Raw genomic sequence first — 18,401 nt, forward strand, 5'->3', positions numbered from 1 at the left:
GAATGCCCAACATTGATTGCCCCGGTTGAACAAGCGGGGCATGTCGCACTGGGGGCACCCTTGAAGTCGATTCAACGGTATGCGAGCGCCGACAGCTTCTGTCATCTGCGCCTGGCGTCGCTGAGCGACACTGCGCCGGTTCGTCCACGGTTGCAATTGTGACGTGACCACTGTGCCGTTCATGTCGCAGTTGCCCTATCGAGCCCTGTTGGTAGTGTCCGCTATCACGTTGTTGGCCGGCGGGCTTCTCTACCTGAACGCGCAGGCTGCACTGGCGCATGGGCTATGGCTGGCGGGGGTGTTGCCGGTCCTGCTGGGGCTTGTCATTGATATCGTCAAAACCCTGTTGCGTCGTCAAGCCGGGGTTGATGTGCTGGCCTTGCTGTCGATCGGCCTGGCGCTGGCGCTGGACGAAGTCTTCACGGCAGCGGTCATTGGCCTGATGGTGGCCAGCGGTCGCGCGCTGGAGGATTACGCCCAAGCGCAGGCTCGCCGTGAAATGACGGCATTGCTTAACCGAGCCCCACGCTTGGCTAACCGTTATGAAGACGGTCAACTGCTGCAGGTCAGCCTTGATCAGGTGGTACCGGGCGACAGATTGTTGGTACGCAGCGGTGAAGTGGTGCCGGTTGACGGTACCTTGAGCGGCACGGCAGAGCTGGACGAGTCCACCTTGAGCGGGGAGTCCTTGCCCGCCCGGCGGCTGTCCGGCGACACCGTGCGCAGCGGGGCCATCAATGCCGGTGCGGCGTTTGACATGATGGCGAGCGCCAGTGCTGCCGATAGCACGTTTGCCGGGATCGTCCGGCTGGTTGCCGCGGCACAAGCAACGCGTAGCCCGGTCACCCGGCTGGCGGACCGTTATGCCCTGTTGTTCGTACCGCTGACGCTGGCCGTGGCAGGCGCGGCCTGGTTTTTTACCGGCGACCCGATTCGGCTGCTGGCGGTACTGGTCGTCGCAACGCCGTGCCCACTGATTCTGGCGGTGCCGGTGGCGATCGTTTCCGGCGTGTCCCGCTGCGCGCGCAGAGGGGTGCTGGTGAAAGGAGGCGGTGCGCTGGAGCGGCTCGCTCAGGCCAACATCCTGTTTTTCGACAAGACCGGTACCCTGACGGGGGGCAATGCGCGCCTCGTTGCCATTCAGTGTGAGCCAGACACCGCTGCCGAGGAGGTCCTGCGCCTTGCAGCGTCCCTGGAGCAGGCCTCCAACCACGTGATTGCCGCTGCGGTAGTGGCTGCGGCACGTGAGCGCGGCCTTGTGCTTTCAGTGCCGACGCAAGTGGCCGAGGAACCGGGGGCAGGGGTGTCTGGACGGGTGGATGGCAAGACAGTAAGCGTCGGTAGCTTTGCCTATGTGATGCGCTCCACTGCGCCGGCAGCCTGGAGCCAGTTGTTTCTTCAAAGCCTGAGGTACGACGGCGCATGTGGGGTGTTTGTCGGGGTTGAGGGCGTGATGCTCGGGGCGCTGCACCTGACCGACGAGATTCGTCTGGAAACACCGAGAGCCCTGCGCCTGTTGCGCAGAGCGGGGATAGAGCGCTTCGTGATGCTGACCGGCGACCGGCAAAACGTTGCCGAGTCGATCGGCGCCGTACTCGGTGTGAGCGAAGTCCTTGCCGAGCAAACGCCTGGCGACAAGCTCGCCGCTATCCAGGCGGCACGCCGCGATGGTGTGGTCATCATGGTGGGCGACGGCGTGAACGATGCCCCGGCGCTGGCGGCGGCTGACATCGGTGTCGCCATGGGCGTACGCGGCGCAGATGCCTCGTCCGAGGCGGCGGATGTGGTCTTGCTGGTAGACCGTCTGGATCGCCTGGCGGAAGCTCTGGTCGTGGCACGTCGAACGCGCCGAATTGCGGTTCAGAGCGTTGGTGTCGGCATGGGTCTGACACTGGTGGCGATGATCGCTGCAGCGTTCGGCTATTTACCGCCTGTCGCAGGCGCCTTGTTGCAGGAGGTGATCGATTTGCTCGCGATCCTCAGTGCGTTGCGTGCTCGCCAGGTGGGGGCGGCACGCCCAGCGGGCGTGTTGTCGAGCGAGCAGTGGGCACAGTTGCAGGTTGAGCACCAACAGCTCAAGCCCGTGCTGGAGAGTGTCAGGTCCCTGGCCGATCGCCTTAACAGTTTGTCCGGCCCGGTCGCGGCAGCTGAACTTGCTGCGTTGAATGAGCGTTTACTGAATCAGCTAGTGCCTCACGAGCGTCAGGACGACAGTGAGCTGTACCCACGCATCGCCATCCTGACAGGAGGTGATGACCCGATGGCGGCGATGAACAATACACACCGCGAGATTTTTCGTATTACCCGGCGGCTTGCACACATTGCGCAGGATCTGCCGGCAGAAGGGCCCGACCCCGCCTACCTGCAGGAAATCCAGCGGCTCTTGTACGGCCTGGATGCGATTTTGCGTATGCACTTTGCTCAGGAAGAGGAGCTTTATCACGCGTTCAGGGACAGTGCCTGAGTTGCCTGCCACACATCCGGGAGCGTCTGGAAATGTGGGCTTTTTTGATAAAAGTCAAGGCTGCCCGGGGGCATTCATGGAGGCTGTCAGAACAGGTCGGTGGCTGAACTACCCCGGAGTGCATGCTGATGGCTCACACAAAAATTCTCTTCCGTTCCGCTGCGCGCGAGAAGATTCTCTGCGGTGCGGCGCAATTGGCAGATGCGGTTCGCGTGACCCTCGGGCCCAAATCGAAATCGGTGCTGATCCAGAGCAAATGGGGCAACCCCATCGTCTGCAATGACGGTGTGACCATTGCCAAACGGGTCGATCTGCAGGACCCCGAGGAGAACCTCGGTGCGCAGATGCTGCGTCAGGCGGCCGAGCGTACGGGCGATGCAGTGGGGGATGGCACCAGTACCTCGACCTTGCTGGCCCATGCGATCCTCGCCGATGGCATACGCAACGTCGTCGCGGGCGCCAGTGCCATTGACCTCAAGCGCGGCCTGGACCGTGGGTTGGCGCTGGTGATGCAGTCGCTGCATGACCAGTCGCGTCCGGTGAGCTCCTTCAAAGAGAAGGCACAGGTGGCCACACTTTCGGCTCATAACGATGCCAGCATCGGTCAATGGGTGGCAGATGCCCTGGAAAAGGTCGGTATTGAGGGCGTCGTCAGCGTCGAAGAGTCCAAGACCACCGAAACCATGGTCGAAGTCATGGAGGGCATGCGCTTCGACCGTGGTTATGTCTCGCCGTATTTTGTGACCGATACCGAGAAAATGCAGGTGGAGCTCGATGAGGCTTACCTATTGCTCTGTGACCACAAGATCGGCCTTCTCAAAGACCTGCTGCCACTGCTTGAGAAGGTTGCTAAAAGTGGCCAGCCGCTGGTGCTGATTGCCGATGACATCGAGGGTGAAGCCCTGACCACGCTGGTCGTCAACCAGATTCGCGGCGTATTGCGCGCAGTGGCGATCAAGGCCCCGGGGTTTGGTGACCGACGCAAGGAGATGCTCCAGGACATTGCCGTCCTGACCGGTGGAACGGTGATTTCCAGCGAGCTGGGCATTGAATTGGAACAGGTCGAATTGAGCCAGTTGGGGCAAGCGCATCGTGTCGTTGTACAGAAGGACAGCACGGCACTGATTGGCGGCGCGGGTACGCGTGAGGCGATTGAGGCGCGGCTGCAACACCTGCGTCAGCAAATGGACAGCACCACCAGCGACTACGATCGAGAGAAACTTCAGGAACGCCTGGCCAGGCTGTCCGGCGGTGTTGCGGTGATCCGTGTAGGCGCACCTTCCGAAGCCGAGATGAAAGTCCGCAAGGATGCCCTGGATGATGCCATTTCAGCGACGCGTGCGGCCATTGCCGAGGGCATCGTCCCTGGCGGTGGGCTGGCGCTGCTCAAGGCCATTCCGGTGATTGCGGCCGAGGAAGCGACCAGTGAAGGGGACTTCAAGACGGGACTGCAGATTCTGCGCCGGGCCTTGGAGGCACCGGCAAGGGTGATTGCGGAAAACTCTGCGGTAGATGCCGGGGTCGTCGTCGCGCGCATGCTCGCAGAGCCCGCCAACATTGGCTTTGATGCCTCCAGCAACCGCTACGTGGACATGTTTGAGGCCGGCATCATCGACCCGACAAAGGTGGTGCGCATCGCCCTGGAAAACGCGGTGTCAGTGGCCAGTATCCTGCTGTTGACCGAAGCCACCATGACCGATATCCCGGAAAAGGAACCATCACCGTCCATGCAGCTCCCTGAGTGACAGGCCCCCGCACCTGTCGCTCAGGAGGGGGCTTTGGGTTAACCGGGCAGGGCACTCAAGAGGTCAATCATGCATCCGACGCTTATCACCAAAACCATGGGCGAGTGCCCGGTGACACCGAATTGGCTCGATAGCAGGCAAGCCCGGGAAAGGTTTTCCTGGCAGGCGCAAGCAGCCGAGTTGGCCGGATTGCCGGGCGGAGGGTTGAACCTCGCCTTCGAGGCCGTTGACCGGCATGCGCTGGGCGAGCGCCGGGAGCATACGGCATTGCGGCTGGTTGAACGTAACGGCGGTTGCCGAGACATCAGCTATGCCCAACTGAGCCTGCTGAGCAATCGTTTTGCCAGCCTGCTGAACCGCTTGGGTGTGCAGCCGGGCGAGCGCGTGTTCATGCTGTGTAACCGAGGGCTGGAGTTGTACCTCGGCGTGCTTGGCGGCTTGAAGCTTGGTTGCGTGGTGTCGCCACTGTTCTGCGCATTTGGTCCCGAGCCGATCGAAACGCGCCTGCGCCTTGGCGAGGGCCGCGTGCTGTTGACCACTGAAGCGCTCTATCGACGTAAGGTCGCGGCCATTCGTGAGCGCTTGCCCGCGCTCCGGCATGTGCTGCTCTATGACGAGCAGGGCGCCGAGATCGAGCCGTTGGCCGGCACACTCCGCTTGCAGCCGTTGCTGGACGAGTCCGATGAGCAGTTCCCGGTTGCCCAGACTACCCCTGACAGCCCTGCGCTTTTGCACTTCACCAGTGGCACGACGGGCACGCCCAAGGGGGTGCTGCATGTTCATGGTGCGGCGTTGACTCACCGGGTCACGGGCAAGTACGCGTTGGATCTGCACCCTGATGATATCTATTGGTGCAGCGCCGATCCTGGCTGGGTCACGGGTACCTCCTATGGCATCTTCGCGCCCCTGTTGCTGGGGGTGACCAGCGTGGTCGACAGCAACGAGTTCGACGCCGAACGCTGGTACTGCATGCTTGAAGCCCAGCGGATTACGGTCTGGTACACGGCACCGACGGCGATCCGTTTACTGATGAAGGCCGGCGCAGCACTGGCGCATAACCATCATTTTGACTGTTTGCGGTTCATTGCCAGCGTTGGCGAGCCGCTTAACCCAGAGGCGGTCTGGTGGGGCAAGGAAGTGTTGGGCCTGCCGATCCATGATAATTGGTGGCAGACCGAAACGGGCGGCATCATGATTGCCAACACCGTGTCGATGGACATCAAGCCCGGCTCCATGGGCAAGCCGCTGCCGGGCGTGGACGCCGCGATTGTCTCGCTCAATGCAGATGGCACCTTGTGCTTCCTGGCAGATGAAGAGGTCGGCGAGTTGGCCCTGAAACAGCCGTGGCCGGCGATGTTTCGTGCCTATCTCGGACAGGAAGCGCGTTACCGTCAGTGTTTTGTCGGTGACTGGTACCTGAGCGGTGACCTGGTGCGTCGGGATGCTGATGGCTATTACTGGTTCATTGGCCGTAGCGACGATGTGATCAAGTCAGCCGGACACCTGATCGGCCCGTTCGAAGTCGAGAGCTCGCTCATGGAGCACCCGGCCGTGGCGGAGGCGGCGGTGATCGGCAAGCCCGACCCTTTGTTGGGTGAAACCGTGAAGGCCTTTGTCTCCCTCAAAAGCGGCTTCACAGCCAGCCCGCAATTGCATGACGAGTTGCTCGGTCACGGGCGCAAGCGGCTGGGCGCGGTGGTCGCGCCCAAGGAGCTGGAGTTCGTCGCGCAACTGCCACACACCCGCAGCGGGAAGCTCATGCGGCGCCTGCTCAAGGCAAGGGAACTGGGCTTGCCCGAAGGTGACACCTCCAGCCTGGAGAACCCGTCATGAGCCCGCAGCCGTTGCCCTATGCAGACGATGTGCTGCTTGCCTTGCTCCGTGACATGCTGCGTATCCGCCGTTTCGAGGAGCGCGCCGCCGAACTCTATGGCGAAGGGAAAATTCGCGGTTTCCTGCACCTTTATATCGGTGAAGAGGCGGTGGCTGTTGGCGTCATGCATGCACTCGGCGCCCACGATGCGGTGGTCTCGACCTACCGTGAGCATGGTCACGCGTTGCTCAAAGGGGTGCCGATGCAGGCGATTTTCGCCGAGATGTATGGGCATCAGGAGGGATGCTCACGCGGCCGCGGCGGCTCGATGCACCTGTTCGATGCCAAGACCCGTTTCTACGGCGGCAACGCGATTGTCGCGGGTGGTTTGCCGCTGGCCGTCGGCCTGGCCCTGGCCGACCGCATGCAGGGAAAGACCGATGTCTCGGTGTGTTTCTTCGGTGAAGGGGCGATGGCAGAGGGTGCATTTCATGAGTCAATGAACCTGGCGGCACTCTGGCAACTGCCCGTGCTGTTTTGTTGCGAAAACAACCTCTATGCCATGGGGACCGCGTTGTCGCGCTCACAATCGCAAACCGACCTGTGCGCCAAGGCTGCGGCCTATAAGGTCGCGACTCAGTCGGTGGATGGCATGGACGTGATTGCCGTGCATCAAGCCACGAGCGCAGCCCTTGAGCATGTCCGGGCAGGGCGTGGTCCTTACTTCCTGGCGTTTCAGACCTATCGGTTTCGCGCGCATTCAATGTTCGACCCGGAGTTGTACCGCGACAAGGCGGAAGTGGAGCAATGGAAGGCACGTGGGCCGATCCACACCTACAGCGCACGGCTCAAGGCGCAGGGCGTGGTTGACGAAGCCGGTTTTCTCGCGATCGCGGCCCAGGTGGAGGCGCAAGTGGAGGCAGCGATTGCCGATGCCGAGGCCGGCAGCCTGGAGCCGCTTGAGGATCTGTACCGCGATGTGCATACCCCGCAGGCTGCGCCATGAACCCGTCCATGACCTACCGTGAAGCCCTGCGCGAGGCCTTGCGCGACGCGTTGCAAAAGGATTCCCGGGTGTTCCTGATGGGTGAGGACGTAGGGCGTTACGGTGGCAGCTATGCCGTCTCCAAGGGGTTGCTTGAGGCGTTCGGCCCCGAACGCATTCGCGACACGCCCTTGTCCGAGCTGGGGTTCGTGGGCGCCGGTATCGGCGCGGCGCTGGGCGGCATGCGCCCGATCGTCGAGATCATGACGGTCAACTTCAGTTTGCTCGCCCTGGACCCGCTGATGAACACAGCGGCGGCCTTGAGGCATATGTCCGGTGGGCAGTTTTCCGTGCCGCTGGTGGTGCGTATGGCGACGGGTGCCGGGCGCCAACTGGCCGCACAGCATTCGCACAGCCTGGAAGGCTGGTACGCCCATATCCCTGGGTTGAAAATTCTTGCACCGGCGACCGTCGAGGATGCTCGCGGCATGCTCTGGCCAGCGCTGCAGGACCCGGATCCGGTGCTGATCTTCGAGCATGCTCAACTCTACAACCTCGAAGGTGAGCCAGGTGATTGGCAACACGTGGATATCAGCAGCGCGAAGGTTCGCCGAACAGGCAAGGACCTGACCCTGATTGCCTATGGCGGCACGCTCGGCAAAGCACTGAAGGCAGCCGAGCAACTGGCCGGCGAGGGCATTGATTGCGAGGTCATCGACCTGCGCGTGCTGCGTCCTCTGGATGACGCCACCCTCATGTCCTCAGTTGGCAAGACCCATCGCGCATTGGTTGTCGATGAGGGCTGGCGCAGTGGCAGCCTGGCTGCCGAAATCATTACACGGATCGTCGAACAGGCTTTTTTCGAGCTGGATGCGCCACCCTCAAGGGTGTGCAGTGCCGAGGTACCGATTCCCTATGCCCGGCACCTCGAAGAAGCCTCGCTGCCACAAGTCGCGACAATCGTCGCCGCCGCCCATGAACTGTGTCGAGGGACGTGAACATGCATAGCGCAACGTGTCGCGCGCGCAGGCAGAACTGGGGGCGCACACCATGATCGAGTTCAATCTGCCGTCACTCGGTGCCGACATGGATGAAGGCACCTTGTTGGAGTGGAAGGTCCAGCCGGGTGAAGTGGTCAAGCGAGGTCAGGTGATTGCTGTTGTCGACACGGCCAAGGCCGCCGTAGAGGTTGAGTGTTGGCATGACGCTACGGTCGCGCAATTGTTGATTGAGGTTGGCACCAAGGTACCGGTCGGCACACCGATCGCGCTGTTGCTGGCGCCAGGTGAGCAGGCACAAAGCGCGCCACTCACCGCCACCAGCAGCACCGCCACCGGCAGCGGCCATGGACGGGTTGAAACGCCCAACGCCGTCGTCGGCCGACCACGGATTTCCCCGGTGGCCCGCAAGCGCGCTGCCGAGTTGGGCCTGGATGTCACGCTGCTTGGCGGTAGCGGACCACACGGTGTGATCACGCTGGACGATGTCGAAGCGGCCGCTCGTGCTGCAACGCCACCGGACCGGAACCAGGCCATGCGTCAAACCATCGCCATGGCCATGAGCCGTTCCAAGCGAGAGATTCCGCACTACTACCTGTGCGAGACCCTTGAGCTGGGCCACGCCATGACCTGGCTGCAGGCACACAATGCGCACTGTCCGTTGCAGGAGCGCTTGTTGCCCAGCGTACTGTTGCTAAAAGCCGTGGCTCTGGCCCTGCGCACGTACCCCCGGCTCAACGGCTTCTGGCGCGACACGAATACCTTCGAGCCTGCAACCGGCAGTGACCTTGGGGTGGCGATCTCGCTGCGCCAGGGCGGCCTGCTTGCGCCGGTCTTGCACGATGTCGCTGACAAGTCATTGCCCCAGTTGATGAGTGAACTGGCCAGCCTGGTGGAGCGTACGCGCAGTGGCTCCTTGCGCAGCTCCGAGCTCAGCGGTGCGGGCCTGACAGTGACGCTGCTTGGCGATCAGGGGGTGGACACCGTCATTGGCGTGATCTACCCGCCCCAGGTGGCGCTGGTCGGCTTCGGGCGGATCAGTGAGCGGCCCTGGGTGCGTGAGGGGCAACTCTGCGTGATGCCCACCGTCGTCAGCAGCCTGTCTGCCGATCATCGGGCCAGCGACGGCCACTATGGCGCGCGGTTTCTCGTTGAGCTTGGTCATTTGCTACAACAACCCGAGAACCTTTGAGGCATGCACACATGGATCGACAATTGATCAGCAGTGAGGTTCTGAACGCCTTGAAAGGCATCGCGCCAGAGCTGGAGGTCGAGCACCTTCGCAGCGATCGGTCACTGCGCGAAGAGGTTGATCTGGACTCCATGGACTGGCTTCGCTTTATCGAAGCCTTGAACAAGCGCGTCGGCATCGCCATTCCCGAAGCCGATTACCAGCAGGTACAAACCCTGGATACGCTCGTCGACTATTTGTTGCAAAAGGGCACGACGAGCGCGGATCCGTCCTTGATAAGCCCTTAGGAAGGTGTCAGATGAACCCTAGTCCTTCGTTGCAAATGACCTTGCGTGACAGAACGGCTGCCGGCCAAAGCCTGGTGGAGCCGCTGCTGCAATTCGCACAACGGGATGATGTCATTGTTCTCGGCCTGCCACGCGGTGGTGTTCCGGTTGCCTACGAAATCGCCACCGCTCTTGAGGTTCGCCTGGACGTGATGCTGGTCCGCAAGCTGGGCGTGCCCTCTCATGAGGAATACGCCATGGGCGCCATTGCCAGTGGCGGTATACAAATCGTCAATGAGGACGTGTTGCGAGCCAATCACATCGATCAGGTTACCCTCGACGCTGTGGTCGAACGGGAAACCCGTGAGTTATCACGCCGCGAGCACGCCTACCGGGCAGGGCGACAGCCCTTGAACCTCAAGGATCAGGTGGTGATTCTGGTCGATGACGGGCTGGCCACCGGGGCCACAATGATGGCTGCGGTACATGCCGTACGGCGACACAACCCGGCGCACATTGTCGTTGCAGTGCCTGTGGCGGCACTGGACTCTGCCGAGGCCTTGCGCAGTGAAGTGACCGAGCTGGTGTGTCCACTCACGCCTGAGTGGCTGGTGTCGATCGGGCAATGGTACCTGGACTTTTCCCAGACATCGGACGACGAGGTCATCGACCTGCTGCAGCGTGCCTGGCAGCGTGAATCTGGCGTGTGAATGGCACCGTTTTATGGGGAACAAGCCGCTGTTGAAGCGGCTGCGTGACCCCTACACGCCAAACGGATAGGTCTCGTCTTCCGGTTCCAGCTTCTGGGACTTCGGCAGTGGCAACGCTGTGACCGGAAGCGTCTTTTCAAACCACACCATTGCGTCGAACTGGTCGGCCAGTACTGCCTGAAAATAGTGGCTTTCGCGTTCACTCTGCGGGCGGTAGATGACACCTATGGCCCGTTCGAGCAGCGACATGGACAGCGCGTCGCGCAGATCCTCTCGTTGCGGATCACGCCAGTCGGTCAATGAGCGGGCCACGCCGGCCTTGAGAAATTGCTGTTCCCAGCTATCGGCACGTGAGGGGCGCACATCCTTGATGTGCATGTCGCCATCCCAATCATCGGCCGCCGCTACCTGACCCTGATCGGTGCTCATGCCGATCAGCACCACGTCCCGACCATAGGCGCTGCGGCACAGTTGGCCAATGTTGAATTGTCCCTTCCAGCCCATCTCCGTGGCACTTGCATTGCCGATATGGGAGTTGTGCGCCCAGACCACGGCTTTGGCTTCAGCACCCCGATGTTCGAGCAGCGCCTGCAAGGTGTCGAACATATGCCGGTCGCGCAGGTTCCAGGAGGCGCTCGAACCACGATAGATGGCGCGGTAGTACTGTTCCGCCGCCCGGATGACTTGTGCATTCTGCCGGGCATCGAAAAAGGCTTCATCGTCCTTTACCAGCCCGGCCAACTGCTTGGCCAACATGACGTTCAGTTGCTCGACCACCGCTTGCTCACAGGGCATTACACCTGCACGTTCGACAAAGTGACCATACAGGGTCGGATCATCCTGCCAAGGGGTCAGACAGCCGTAGCGTTGCCGCGCTTCATGGGCCAGCAGCGGGTCGACACCCTCCAGATAGTGCAGCACCTCCCGAATGGAGTTGCGCAAGCTGTAGACATCCAGCCCACGGAACTCGACACGCCGCTCCGGGGCCATCGAGTGGTTGTACTGGTGTAGCCAGTGGGAAAAGGTTTTCACCTCGGTATTACGCCACATCCAGGTAGGAAAGCGGCTGAAGATATGGCGCTTCCAGGCCGTTGGTGCCAGCCCGCGCACATAGCGGTCAACGTGGCTGGCATCTGGCCAGTCTGCTTCGACGGCAATGATGTTGAAGCCGTGCTGGGTTATCAGCCGTTGAGTAATCGCCGCACGGGCCCGATAGAAGTCCGAGGTGCCATGACTGGCTTCGCCGATCATGACCACCCGCGCATCGGCGTAGCGGTCAAACAGCGCGCCGAAGGCTTCTGTCTCCAGCGCTGGCAACGGTTCAGCGTAATGGCGTAGCAACGGCGTAATAGCGGCCTGGGCGCTGTTGGCGCGGTAGGCATAGGGTTTCTTCAACATGCTGTAGGTACTCCCGGACGTGGGCTTTCGTCATTCAGGTAGCCCTGTGCCTGACGCAGCAATTGCCGGGCTTTATCGGCTTTCAGTTGCTGCAAGGCACAGTCCTGCTGGCGCACTGAGCCGTTGGCGAGGGAAAAACTGCGAGTCGCGGCCCTTAATGAAAGAAAGAATGCCAAGGGGCGGCAGTCTTCCTTCATGTCACCGTGTTGCAGATAGCTGTTCAACAGGCACACCGCCAGAGGGTGCAGGCCATGATGGTCCAGGTCCATTAACACGAATGCCACGTCGTAGAGCCTGTCGATACAGGCGATTCGCTCGCTGAACTCAATACCGTCGAATAACGTCGGGTGCCCGTTGTATAAACAGATGTTGGCCAGGCGCAGGTCGCCATGACAACGCCGCACCCGTCCCTCGCGTCGGCGCTGTTCCAGGCATTGGGTCAAGCCGTCGAGTGTCGAACGGCTGGCACTGTAGAGGTCGTTGACCGCGTCCATCGCCAAGAGCTGCGGATAGCGGCACATTTCCCGATGGTTCTTTTCAACCTCCCAGGCCAGGTCATCCACGCGACCGAAGGCTGGGGTAACCTCGGCGCTGGCATGAAACCTTGCAATCTCCGCTCCCAGTTCAGTGATCAGCGGCTCGCTCAGTCGACCCTCAACGGCCATGCGGTCGAACAGCGCTTCCTGAGGAAAGCGCCGCATGACCACCAACCAATCCACGACTTGGCCGTCACCGTCGAATGCCAGCTGGCCATCTGATTGGCGTGTGATCGGGCATAGGCGCAAATACAGGTCTGGGGCTGTCCGGCTGTTGAGTCGCAACTCAGCCCGGCAGGCCTGCTCGCGGCGTTCCAGGGTCAGGAAATCCAGCGCAGCATAAGCCACTGCGAGCTTGAGCTTGTAGGCTCGATCCGCGTGGAGAAACACTCTGGAACCGTGGCTCTCTATGCAGATGACCGGCTGCTCAGGCCCTGGGTAGTTGCCGGGGCATGAGAGAAAGGCGATGACCTCGTCCTGCGAGTTGCTCATGGTCGTCTCGATGGGTAGGTAGCCGTTGCAACTACTCTATCCAAGACAGGTCCGGGCCTTTTGACATTTGTCAGAAAGGTGGACTCGGTGCCGTCTACAGGACACCAGACGACAAAAAGCCCGCGCAAGGCGGGCTTTCTGCGACGGGTCGCTGATCCATCAGCTGAAGGCAGTGTGCGCTTGCGCTGCTGACACCACCATGGGCAAAAGGTCGTACTGTCAGAGCGTGCGCTGCAGCTGCCGCACTCGCGCAGGGCCTTCAGGGGGTGAGGGTGGTGGCGGGGTAGAACAGGATATTAAGGACGAAGAGCATTACCCAGAAGCCGATTTCCAGGGTTTCGGTGATCGGTTGGATACGCTTCAGTGCGCCATAGACATGCACGGCGAACATCAGGCCGAAGACCATGAACAGTAGGTCGAAGGCGTAGCTGTAACTAGTGCCGGTCATGACCGAACGCAGCATGGCGGCTTCAATGACCAGAATGAATGCGCCAAGGCAGCGTCCGAAGTAAATGGCCAGGTGCTGATGGTCCGGGATCGTCCAGCGCATGGCTTTGGCCCAGGCAATAGGCGCAATGAAGATCGGCAGCGCGAAGAAAAGCGTGGTCACGATCATCAGGGTGGCGATGTATTCCTTGCTGTATTGCGCATAGTAGCCAAGCATCGACGAACTCCTTGTTCCGATGGCGCAGTGAAGCGCCACTCAATCGCTGTTGTTGTTATGGAGGGCCTGTTCTGCGCGGCAAGAATTGCGATCGGCCTGTCGGGCTGTCAAGCACACGGGGGCTTTCCAGTACCAAAGAGGCAGGGGGTACGACTTAAGGTGTGGGCGGCAACAGGGTGACCAGATGCGCGATGGGCGTACCGAAGGCAGAACCTACGGAAACGCTGCGCTGATGGTCACCCTGGTGGCCCTGAAGGCGCTTACTTCAAGGTTTTCAGGTAAGCGATCAGGTGTTGGCGGCTCTGCGCGTCTGCCTGGCCGGGGAACATCATCATGTTGCCCGGCAGCAGGGTGGCAGGGCTGCTCAGCCATTTGTCCAGGTTGGCTTCATTCCACTGCAGCTTGGCGCCTTGCAGTGCGGCAGAGTAGCTGAAGGCGGGTGCTTGGGCGCTGGCACGGCCGAACACGCCATGCAGGCTTGGGCCCATGAGATTCTTGCCCGCTTCGGGGCTGTGACAGAAGCCGCACTGGGCGGTGAACAGGGTTTTGCCCTGGGCGGCGTCGCCCTGAGCCAGGGCCAGAGGGGCAGCCAGCAGCAAGGCACTGGCAGCGAACAGTTGCGCGTAGTTCATGGTATTTCCTAGCGGTAAAAACCGCCCCGCCGAGAGGTGCCGGCGGGGCATCAAGAGCAATCAGAACGGGTTGGCGAGGTCGATGCCCGACTTGCCTGGCGCCAGAATGTTGTTCGGGTCCAGGGCACGCTTGAGTGCATGCTCAACCTTGCGCTTCACCGGGCCGTAGCTCTGCGCCACACGCTCCTGGAAGGCGGTGTTGACGCGGTACACGGCGTAGCCTTCGCTCTCGAACACATCCAGCAGTTCGGCGAAGCAGGCGTTGGCGCGCTTGGTCTCTTCCGGGTTGGTGCGGTCGTACAACACGTCGATGACGTGGTGCATGTCGCGCCAGCCGACGATGAACTCGCCGACATAGTCCAGGCCATGCTTGTTGAGGATCTTCTTGGCCAGCGCCTGCTGCTTGTTGCACTCGCTGCCACGGGCCTGGCTCACCGGGGCGAACCACATCGAACCACCGCCGCCACGCCAGTTGTACAGGCCGAATTCCTGCAGGTTTGGCACACCCGACATCAATTGCGCGCGGTACTTGAACGGCTGGGTGTCACCGGCTTCTTCCTGGGTGACGATGCGGCCTTTGCCCAGCTGTTTCAGGGCGCCGGTGACGATCTTCCAGTTCACATCGACCTGTTCCTGAGTGCCGTAGAGCGCGGCGTACACGTTCCAGGCACCGAGGTTCTTGTCTTTCTGGATCTGCTTGAGGATCGCGTCGGAGGTCGCGCCCGGCTCAGTGGTGTAGTCGGCACGGCGGGTGTTGCAGGTGGAGGCTTCCCAGAGTACGCCGGCGATGACCACCGAGTTCGGGATGACCTGGGCAATACGCAGGGGGCGGATGAATTCGACGATCTCAGCGATGTCCGACTCGTTCTCGAACTTGATCTCGAACGGCTTGAACACCGGTGGTTTTGGCATCAGCCAGAAACCCATCTTGGTGCAGATACCATAGTTGGCCTGGGTGAACATGCCGTCCAGGGTTGGGCCGTAGCCCCATTTGAACACCTGCCAGGCCTTGTCGCCCTTAACGCCGCCCATGCCGGTACGGTAGACGTCACCGTTGGCCAGTACCACTTCCATGCCGCATTGCATCAGGAAGTGCTCACCGTAGGGGGTGTAACCCACGCCACGGTCCATGGTATTGCCCAGCGGGCCGGCGATGGCCGACGGCGCGGAGAACGACAGCATAAGCGGCAGGTTGTTTTCCTGCAGGTAGTCGTACAACTGCTGGTAGGTCACACCCGGTTCGACCAGTGCCGTACACAGCTCTGGGTCGACATGCAGGATCTTGTTCATCTTCTTCAGGTCGAGGATCACCTGGCCGCGTTGGCCTGGCGCCGCAGAACCGTAGCCGAAGTTACGGCCGGTGGAGATGGTCCATACCGGAATCTTGTGTTCGTTGCAGATCTTCACCACGCCTTGCACCTGCTCGACGGTGGTGGCGGTGACGGCGGCGGATGGCGTGTGTTCGGCGTTGTCCACGGCCATCATGATCTTGGTGTAGGGGATCAGTTGATCGTCCTTGACCAGAACATTGTCCTCGCCCAGCAGCTTACGGAACTTGGCGATGGCTTGTTGGAAGTTGGCAGCATCGACGCCGCGCGGGAGCAGGGTGTTGTTGGTTTGCTCAGTCATCTGTTAGCTCCTTCAAGCTTCGATCGAGAACGAAACGAAATTGCCGGTCAACGGCGATGGGCGGCTGGCCACCAGGGGTGCCTGTCCGCTGTCGGCGCTGCCCATTACTGCCAGGGCGTAGCCGAGCGTGGCGGCCCATTGCTCGGAACCGGCGCGGTTACGGCTGGCGGCGCCCATCTGCAGGGGGGCTTTGTTGCCATGCAGGCGCTGCTCGCTGAGGCTGAACCCGGTGCCACAGGCGTTCAACTGCAGGCCCAGCTGCGGGGCGCAGCCGCTGGCCGCTTGGGCGCTGAGCAGGCGGTGCTGCGAGGCGGTGGCCGTTGCGTTGTGCTGGCCCAGCCATTGCACCCGGGCACCTGTGCTGCGCGCCAGGTCTACGATCAGCGCGGCGCTGGCATCGTCGACCAGGCCAATGATGCGTTGCGGCTGGCCACTGCGCAGGCGCTTTTCCAAGCCAAGGATGAAGTCCAGGCTGAGGTCGGTGCGCTGCACACTGACCTGCCTGGCGGCTGGGCTGGCGTTGATCCCCTGGAGGAAGGCCGACTCAGCGACATTGCCACTGACCAAGGCCAGGGTTGGCAGCGCCGGCCGGGCCTGGCCGCCGAGCATGGTGTTGGCCATGGCCAGGCTGGAACTGCCCATGGCAACACCGGCCAGGCCGCCCAGGGCCATACCCTTGAGCAGGAAACGACGTTCGACGTTCATGACGCGCTCCTTAAGGTTTGGCCGCTGGCGCAGACGCTTTGGAAATGTAGTCGGCGACCTGTTGCAGCGAGTTGTCGTCGATGAACGAAGCGGGGAAGGCCGGCATGGCGCGGAAGCCGTTGCGCACCACGGCGGTGATGTACGCCGGTGGCAGTTGGCGACCCTTGATCACCGGGCCGACCTTGTTTTCATGGCAGTGGCCGCAAACCTTGGCGTAGACGTTTTCTCCGCCTTTCCAGACGCCATCACCATCGGCGGCGGCATTACCGGCAAGCACGACAAAAGGCAGGGCGAAGCAAGCAGCGAAAGTCCGTTTCACAGCTGAACTGTTGAGGAGTGATGACATTTCGTACTCCATTTTTTTATTGGTAGGTTGGTTCATAGGAGCCTTGGGCCGGATCAGAATGGATACGGACGAGGGGCGTGTTGCAGGGTGATCCAGTGATCAGTGGTGAACTCTTCAATGGCCCAGTCGCCATTGAAGCGGCCAAGGCCGGAATTCTTCTCGCCACCGAACGGTGCGTTGGGTTCGTCATTGACCGGGATGTCGTTGACGTGGGTCATGCCGGCATGAATACGCTGGGCGAACTGCACGCCGCGCTCCAGGCTGGAGGTGAACACCGCGCTGGACAGGCCGTACTCGCTGCGGTTGGCCAGCTCCAGGGCATGCTCGGCATCACGGGCGGACTGAATGCCGACCAGTGGGCCAAAGATTTCTTCCCGGGCGATCTCCATGTCGGCGGTCACGTCGCCGAACACATGCGGTGGCATTACATTGCCCTGGGCTTGCGCGCCGACCAGCAGCGTGGCGCCCTCGGCGATGGCCGTGTTGATCTTCTCCTGCAGGCCGGCCAGTTGCTTGGCGTTGATCACCGGGCCGACCACGGTTTCGGCCTTGCTCGGGTCGCCGTAGGGAAGGGCTTCGACGCGCTCGACGAAGCGGCGGGTGAAGGCTTCCAGCAGTGGCTGTTCGACGATGATGCGGTTGATCGCCATGCAGATCTGCCCCTGGTGCAGGAACTTGCCCACCACGGCGGCATTGACGGCCTGCTCGACATCAGCGTCGGCCAGGACCACGAACGGGCTATTGCCGCCCAGCTCGAGGGCAACGTGCTTGAGGTGTTCGCCGCCGCTGGCAATGCGGCCGATGTTGCGCCCAACCTGAGTGGAGCCGGTGAACGAGATGAACGCCGGTACCGGGTGCTTGACAAAGGCATCGCCGATTTCCGCGCCGGAGCCCACGACCACGCTGAGTACGCCAGCTGGCAGGCCGGCTTCTTCGAAAATACGCGCCAGCAGCAGGCCGCCGGTGACCGGGGTATCGCTGGCCGGTTTGACCACCACAGCGTTGCCCAGGGCCAGGGCGGGTGCCAGTGAGCGGGCGGTCAGGTGCAGGGGGAAGTTCCACGGGCTGATGACACCGATCACGCCCAGTGGCATGCGGTAGACGCGGCTTTCCTTGCCCGGGATGTTCGACGCAATGATGCGCCCGTGTACGCGGCTCGGCAGGCTGGCCGACTCCAGGGTGATGGCACGGGCGGCGCCCCACTCGATCTGTGCCTTGATGCGGGTACTGCCGGACTCCCGGATGATCCAGTCGATGATTTCTTCGCGGCGTTCGTCGAAGATCTTCACCGCATTAAGCAGCACCTGGGCGCGCGCGGCGGGCCCTTTGCTTGCCCACTCGGCCTGGGTTTCGCGTGCCTTGCGGTAGGCCACGTCCAGGTCTTCGCGATTGGCCAGGGGAATGTCCAGCAAACGCTGTTGGGTGAAGGGGTCGAACACTTCCAGCGAGCGACCGGCGCTGCCGGCACGCCATTCTCCGGCGAGCGGCTGCAAGTCAAGGTTCTGATAGGCAGGGCGAGTAGCGGTCATGATGTTCTCTCTTATAGAACCGAAAGGTCATCCATCAGCGGCTTGAGCGCCGCTGGCCGAAGGCTTCCGGCTGGTCGTGGTACGCAGGGTTACGGTTCAGCCTTGCAGCTGATGGAGGGCACCGAGGGCACTGTCCGGGAGGTTGCACAAGGAGACTAGCCGCACCGGCAAGGTGCAGCGGGTGTCAAGCGCGAAGTGGGCAGTGGTCATGTCGGGGTCACCTGTATTTTTTTTATCGATGTGCACGTGACCTGTGACTAACAATTATCGTGCCACGCGGCTTAAAATTAATTTATC

The 18,401-nt window shown here is 61.7% G+C and carries 16 protein-coding genes; 8 read left to right on the top strand and 8 right to left on the bottom strand.

The window, feature by feature from the left end:
• Positions 1 to 181 precede the first annotated feature (181 nt).
• The 8 genes from UIA24_RS13935 to UIA24_RS13970 all read left to right on the top strand — a co-directional run bounded on the left by UIA24_RS13935 (position 182) and on the right by UIA24_RS13970 (position 10,173).
• Positions 182 to 2,464, top strand: coding sequence for a heavy metal translocating P-type ATPase (locus UIA24_RS13935; protein WP_330523092.1), 2,283 nt, complete (start codon positions 182 to 184; stop codon positions 2,462 to 2,464).
• A 128-nt stretch (positions 2,465 to 2,592) separates the two neighbouring features.
• A complete protein-coding gene (groL, locus tag UIA24_RS13940) occupies positions 2,593 to 4,209 on the top strand; it encodes a chaperonin GroEL (RefSeq protein ID WP_330523093.1) in 1,617 nt (538 codons plus the stop codon).
• Positions 4,210 to 4,278: 69 nt separating this feature from the next.
• Entirely contained in the window at positions 4,279 to 6,042 is a 1,764-nt protein-coding gene (acsA, locus tag UIA24_RS13945) for an acetate--CoA ligase (RefSeq protein ID WP_330523094.1), read from the top strand.
• The gene (gene pdhA, locus UIA24_RS13950) at positions 6,039 to 7,028 is read left to right on the top strand and encodes a pyruvate dehydrogenase (acetyl-transferring) E1 component subunit alpha (RefSeq protein WP_330523095.1); all 990 of its coding nucleotides are present in this window, start codon (positions 6,039 to 6,041) and stop codon (positions 7,026 to 7,028) included. The genes acsA and pdhA overlap by 4 nt, the downstream gene beginning before the upstream one ends.
• Positions 7,025 to 8,005 carry an alpha-ketoacid dehydrogenase subunit beta gene (locus UIA24_RS13955; RefSeq protein ID WP_330523096.1) on the top strand — a complete coding sequence of 327 codons (981 nt, stop codon included), beginning with the start codon at positions 7,025 to 7,027 and terminating at the stop codon, positions 8,003 to 8,005. Before pdhA ends, UIA24_RS13955 begins: the two co-directional genes overlap by 4 nt.
• A 52-nt stretch (positions 8,006 to 8,057) precedes the next feature.
• Positions 8,058 to 9,197 carry a dihydrolipoamide acetyltransferase family protein gene (locus UIA24_RS13960; RefSeq protein WP_330523097.1) on the top strand — a complete coding sequence of 380 codons (1,140 nt, stop codon included), beginning with the start codon at positions 8,058 to 8,060 and terminating at the stop codon, positions 9,195 to 9,197.
• 11 nt (positions 9,198 to 9,208) lie between these two features.
• The gene (locus tag UIA24_RS13965; protein WP_102053455.1) at positions 9,209 to 9,484 is read left to right on the top strand and encodes an acyl carrier protein; all 276 of its coding nucleotides are present in this window, start codon (positions 9,209 to 9,211) and stop codon (positions 9,482 to 9,484) included.
• 11 nt (positions 9,485 to 9,495) lie between these two features.
• Positions 9,496 to 10,173, top strand: a complete 678-nt coding sequence (locus UIA24_RS13970) for a phosphoribosyltransferase (RefSeq protein WP_330523098.1) — start codon at positions 9,496 to 9,498, stop codon at positions 10,171 to 10,173.
• 51 nt (positions 10,174 to 10,224) lie between these two features.
• On the opposite strand, the gene UIA24_RS13975 is transcribed toward UIA24_RS13970, so the two are convergent.
• The 8 genes from UIA24_RS13975 to pchA all read right to left on the bottom strand — a co-directional run bounded on the left by UIA24_RS13975 (position 10,225) and on the right by pchA (position 18,104).
• Positions 10,225 to 11,571: an erythromycin esterase family protein gene (locus tag UIA24_RS13975; protein ID WP_330523099.1), complete on the bottom strand. Its 1,347-nt coding sequence runs from the start codon at positions 11,569 to 11,571 to the stop codon at positions 10,225 to 10,227.
• On the bottom strand, positions 11,565 to 12,599 hold the full coding sequence (locus tag UIA24_RS13980; RefSeq protein ID WP_330523100.1) for a phosphotransferase: 1,035 nt from the start codon (positions 12,597 to 12,599) through the stop codon (positions 11,565 to 11,567). The genes UIA24_RS13975 and UIA24_RS13980 overlap by 7 nt, the downstream gene beginning before the upstream one ends.
• Positions 12,600 to 12,858: 259 nt before the next feature.
• On the bottom strand, positions 12,859 to 13,263 hold the full coding sequence (locus UIA24_RS13985; protein ID WP_102053451.1) for a hypothetical protein: 405 nt from the start codon (positions 13,261 to 13,263) through the stop codon (positions 12,859 to 12,861).
• A gap of 260 nt (positions 13,264 to 13,523) precedes the next feature.
• Positions 13,524 to 13,895, bottom strand: a complete 372-nt coding sequence (locus tag UIA24_RS13990; RefSeq protein WP_065760038.1) for a c-type cytochrome — start codon at positions 13,893 to 13,895, stop codon at positions 13,524 to 13,526.
• A 60-nt stretch (positions 13,896 to 13,955) separates the two neighbouring features.
• A complete protein-coding gene (locus UIA24_RS13995; RefSeq protein WP_065760039.1) occupies positions 13,956 to 15,524 on the bottom strand; it encodes an FAD-binding oxidoreductase in 1,569 nt (522 codons plus the stop codon).
• A gap of 12 nt (positions 15,525 to 15,536) precedes the next feature.
• The gene (locus UIA24_RS14000) at positions 15,537 to 16,229 is read right to left on the bottom strand and encodes a hypothetical protein (RefSeq protein ID WP_065760040.1); all 693 of its coding nucleotides are present in this window, start codon (positions 16,227 to 16,229) and stop codon (positions 15,537 to 15,539) included.
• Positions 16,230 to 16,239: 10 nt separating this feature from the next.
• Positions 16,240 to 16,575, bottom strand: a complete 336-nt coding sequence (locus tag UIA24_RS14005; RefSeq protein WP_065760041.1) for a c-type cytochrome — start codon at positions 16,573 to 16,575, stop codon at positions 16,240 to 16,242.
• Positions 16,576 to 16,628: 53 nt separating this feature from the next.
• The gene (pchA, locus tag UIA24_RS14010) at positions 16,629 to 18,104 is read right to left on the bottom strand and encodes a 4-hydroxybenzaldehyde dehydrogenase (RefSeq protein WP_330523101.1); all 1,476 of its coding nucleotides are present in this window, start codon (positions 18,102 to 18,104) and stop codon (positions 16,629 to 16,631) included.
• Positions 18,105 to 18,401 lie beyond the last annotated feature (297 nt).

This window comes from Pseudomonas sp. AL 58, assembly GCF_036348395.1.
Taxonomy (GTDB): domain Bacteria; phylum Pseudomonadota; class Gammaproteobacteria; order Pseudomonadales; family Pseudomonadaceae; genus Aquipseudomonas; species Aquipseudomonas defluvii.

What these genes read in the sequence shown, in the direction of transcription:
- pdhA (WP_330523095.1), top strand. Translation starts at nt 6,039, where the DNA reads ATGAGCCCGCAGCCGTTGCCCTATGCAGACGATGTGCTGCTTGCCTTG.
- UIA24_RS14005 (WP_065760041.1), bottom strand. Translation starts at nt 16,575, where the DNA reads ATGTCATCACTCCTCAACAGTTCAGCTGTGAAACGGACTTTCGCTGCT.
- UIA24_RS13985 (WP_102053451.1), bottom strand. Translation starts at nt 13,263, where the DNA reads ATGCTTGGCTACTATGCGCAATACAGCAAGGAATACATCGCCACCCTG.
- UIA24_RS14000 (WP_065760040.1), bottom strand. Translation starts at nt 16,229, where the DNA reads ATGAACGTCGAACGTCGTTTCCTGCTCAAGGGTATGGCCCTGGGCGGC.
- UIA24_RS13955 (WP_330523096.1), top strand. Translation starts at nt 7,025, where the DNA reads ATGAACCCGTCCATGACCTACCGTGAAGCCCTGCGCGAGGCCTTGCGC.
- UIA24_RS13980 (WP_330523100.1), bottom strand. Translation starts at nt 12,599, where the DNA reads ATGAGCAACTCGCAGGACGAGGTCATCGCCTTTCTCTCATGCCCCGGC.
- groL (WP_330523093.1), top strand. Translation starts at nt 2,593, where the DNA reads ATGGCTCACACAAAAATTCTCTTCCGTTCCGCTGCGCGCGAGAAGATT.
- UIA24_RS13995 (WP_065760039.1), bottom strand. Translation starts at nt 15,524, where the DNA reads ATGACTGAGCAAACCAACAACACCCTGCTCCCGCGCGGCGTCGATGCT.
- pchA (WP_330523101.1), bottom strand. Translation starts at nt 18,104, where the DNA reads ATGACCGCTACTCGCCCTGCCTATCAGAACCTTGACTTGCAGCCGCTC.
- UIA24_RS13990 (WP_065760038.1), bottom strand. Translation starts at nt 13,895, where the DNA reads ATGAACTACGCGCAACTGTTCGCTGCCAGTGCCTTGCTGCTGGCTGCC.
- UIA24_RS13970 (WP_330523098.1), top strand. Translation starts at nt 9,496, where the DNA reads ATGAACCCTAGTCCTTCGTTGCAAATGACCTTGCGTGACAGAACGGCT.
- UIA24_RS13975 (WP_330523099.1), bottom strand. Translation starts at nt 11,571, where the DNA reads ATGTTGAAGAAACCCTATGCCTACCGCGCCAACAGCGCCCAGGCCGCT.
- UIA24_RS13960 (WP_330523097.1), top strand. Translation starts at nt 8,058, where the DNA reads ATGATCGAGTTCAATCTGCCGTCACTCGGTGCCGACATGGATGAAGGC.
- UIA24_RS13935 (WP_330523092.1), top strand. Translation starts at nt 182, where the DNA reads ATGTCGCAGTTGCCCTATCGAGCCCTGTTGGTAGTGTCCGCTATCACG.
- acsA (WP_330523094.1), top strand. Translation starts at nt 4,279, where the DNA reads ATGCATCCGACGCTTATCACCAAAACCATGGGCGAGTGCCCGGTGACA.
- UIA24_RS13965 (WP_102053455.1), top strand. Translation starts at nt 9,209, where the DNA reads ATGGATCGACAATTGATCAGCAGTGAGGTTCTGAACGCCTTGAAAGGC.